Source organism: Mesorhizobium sp. LMG 17147 (assembly GCF_024297145.1).
In the GTDB taxonomy this organism is placed as follows: Bacteria; Pseudomonadota; Alphaproteobacteria; order Rhizobiales; family Rhizobiaceae; genus Mesorhizobium.
Map to the genome: position 1 here is coordinate 1 of NZ_JANCTC010000046.1, position 2775 is coordinate 2775.

2 protein-coding genes and 2 pseudogenes are annotated in these 2775 nt (G+C 54.8%); all 4 read left to right on the forward strand.

Annotated elements, in window-relative coordinates; translation table 11 throughout:
• Nucleotides 1-209: pseudogene (locus tag NMG46_RS29435) on the forward strand (hypothetical protein); the annotation flags it as partial.
• Between the two features lie 348 nt (nt 210-557).
• The gene (locus tag NMG46_RS29440; protein WP_128286568.1) at nt 558-1400 is read left to right on the forward strand and encodes a transporter substrate-binding domain-containing protein; all 843 of its coding nucleotides are present in this window, start codon (nt 558-560) and stop codon (nt 1398-1400) included.
• A 139-nt stretch (nt 1401-1539) separates the two neighbouring features.
• Complete coding sequence (locus NMG46_RS29445; RefSeq protein WP_254820773.1) at nt 1540-2304, forward strand: hypothetical protein; 765 nt, start codon at nt 1540-1542, stop codon at nt 2302-2304.
• A gap of 284 nt (nt 2305-2588) precedes the next feature.
• Nucleotides 2589-2775 (forward strand): annotated as a pseudogene (locus NMG46_RS29450) (aldehyde dehydrogenase); the annotation flags it as partial.

Consider the following 2775-nt stretch of genomic DNA (forward strand, 5'->3'; position numbering starts at 1 on the left):
ATGATGCGCTGGGCGGAACGCTTGGTTGCCCGGAGGCTTGGAAGGGCATGACATTCAACTGGCGCTGGGACTTTACGTGGGAGATCCTGCCACAGTTGTTATGGGCTACCCTCAACACGTTGATTGCAGCCGGGATCGGGTATGCAATTGCTCTGGTCGGTGGCCTGCTGCTCGCGCTCGCGCCCCTCGACGACCGCCTTCAGGATTAAGATCCAGAGATTGTCTTCCTGCGCGGCTGAAGGCAGCGGAGACACGAAATGCCGGCTGAGGCTCAGGTCTCTCGCGTTGCGAAGATGCTCCCCGTGCCCTCCGCACCATTCCACCGATCTGCTCAGCCGTATCAAGTCATCCGTTTCGATGGTGCTCGTGCACGCAGGATCTCTGCGCTTGGGCGGGAAGTTTTGCAGCTGCAACGCCCAAGAGCTGCGTTCTTCGCAGAAAGGAGCACTTAAAATGGCCTATCATACCTGATGCAAGCGTTTCTTGCTCGAAGTGCAAAGGAAGAACGCCCATCGCCGCCGAGAGGCGCGTTCAACAGAACAAGAAAAGGGAACAACATGGAACGTATAATCAAGATTTTTCTGAGCATTGGGCTCGTCGTCGTTGGTCTGACGGCGCCCGCTTACACAGGTGAGCTTGCTGATCGCGCGGCGAGCGGCAAGACAATTCGTCTCGGCTTTGCTTCCGAGCCGCCACAGGCATATCCTGGTGAGGGCAACAAGCCTCTGGGGTACGTAAATGCCATTGCCGAAGGGGTTCTTCGTTCAATGGGTTACACCAATATCGAGCCTGTGGTGACCGATTGGGGTGGGTTGATCCCGGGGCTGCAAGCCGGCCGGTTGGATTTAATTACAGGTGGCATGTATATCAATAAAAAGAGGTGCGACAACATAACATTCTCGGAGCCTGTTTCTAAAGAAACAGATGTCTTCATGGTGAAATCCGGAAATCCGGAACAAATCACTACGTACAAGGATTTGGTGACTAAGAATGCGACCATGGTGACTGGGGCAGGCTACGCTGGCATCGAGATCGCTAAGAAGCTGGGCGTGCCCGCATCGCAGATTATGGAGGTTCCAGGAGGTACCGAAATTCTTGCGGCGGTGATCGCTGGTCGAGCAGCCGCTGGAGTGACGTCTTATACAGTCGTCCAGGATATCGCCAAAAAATCTGGAGGGAAGGTGGAGGCCACCAATCCCGCCTTGATGCCGGAGGAATCGTCCGCTTGGATAGGTATTGGATTTAGGAATTCAGACAAAGATTTCGTGGCAAAATTCAATACCGAACTGAAGCGCTATCTCGGAACGCCTGAGATGATGAAGGCTGCGGCAGAAGATGGTTACGACGAGAAGGCGTTGCCAGGCGATACAACAACAGAATGGGTCTGCGCTCATCGCTGAAAACTTGTGTGCTAGAGGCAGGCGACTGCCTCTAGCACAGCCAATCTCATCAGCAGCCGCTCTGCGAAAAACCAGGGATGACATATCGGAAAGTACGAGTTGAATCCGGAAACGGCTCGTACGCACGGAGAACTTTGAGATGCCTAGTGAGACTGCGTTCTACACCACTCACGTTGAGCCATCATATCCTGCTGTGGCAACTGAGACCGTCATCGGATTGATAACCCCGTCCAACGACGTCCTCACAGAGCTTGAATTGCGCAGAATGATGCATGATGACGGCATCAGTTTCTGTGCCGCCAGGATGAAGCATCACGAGCCCAGTACGGTCGAAAACCTCTACCGCCATGTTGATGAGATCGCTAAGGTTGGCGAGCTATTCGACCCGCCAGGTGTCGTCAAAGTATTTGCCTACGCCTGCACATCGGGATCAGCCATCATCTCGCAGAAAAGGCTGGAAGAGGAGCTACAGACAACCCGACCCGGGGCCTCCTTAACCTCACCGATGACAGGAGCTTTGCGCGCCTTCAACAGGCTCGAGGTGAAACGCATCGCCATGCTCACACCTTATATCGATCAGGTAGGCGCTGTCGTCACCGAGGCCCTCAGCAGGTCGGGTATTTCGGTCTGCGCGTCTGCTTCATTCCACTGCAAAAACGATTCTGACATCGCCGGACTTTCCCCGGAAAGTATCTTCGAGGCCTCTTGCTCGTTCGATTCCTCTGAGGCTGAAGCTCTTTTCATCCCATGCACCCTCCTTCGGACTTCAAGCATAATCGACCGCCTGGAGGCGCGCCTCGGCAAGCCAGTGATAACTGCAAACCAGGCTATGCTGTGGGACGCATTGAGGCTCGCGCAATATGGGAAGCCAGTAGCCGGCCATGGCCAGCTCCTGATGCTGTAATCTTCAAGGGTGCTAGATAAGTTCTCAAACTGCCAAACCCGCCCTTTTGAACCACCCCGGGCATTGCAACCGCGGCCAACTTGCCGTTCGAGGTTCGGCTCCAGAATAGCTGAGTCCGGCTCACAAACGGCCAATATTAATTAGGCCCGAGCCTCTGCAAGCCGCCCTAATGCTCTGCAGGCCCGAAACGCGCAAATGCGAAGGAGCCTCCCTAATGACTCAGCGAAAGCCTGCGCTTCTTTTGACCGGGTCGGATCGGATAATGGGTAAACTGGAGGACTTTGATGTCGAGCGCAGAAGTGATCAAGAATTTCATCGATGGGGAGTGGAGAGATTGTTCGTCCGGCAAACGGATCGAGGTTGATGACCCTTCAAACGGAGAGACGGTAGCGGTTATTGCAGAGGCAGGACCTGAAGAAGTGCATCTCGCCGTTGCTGCCGCCGACCGTGTCTTTCGCGACCGCGTTTTGA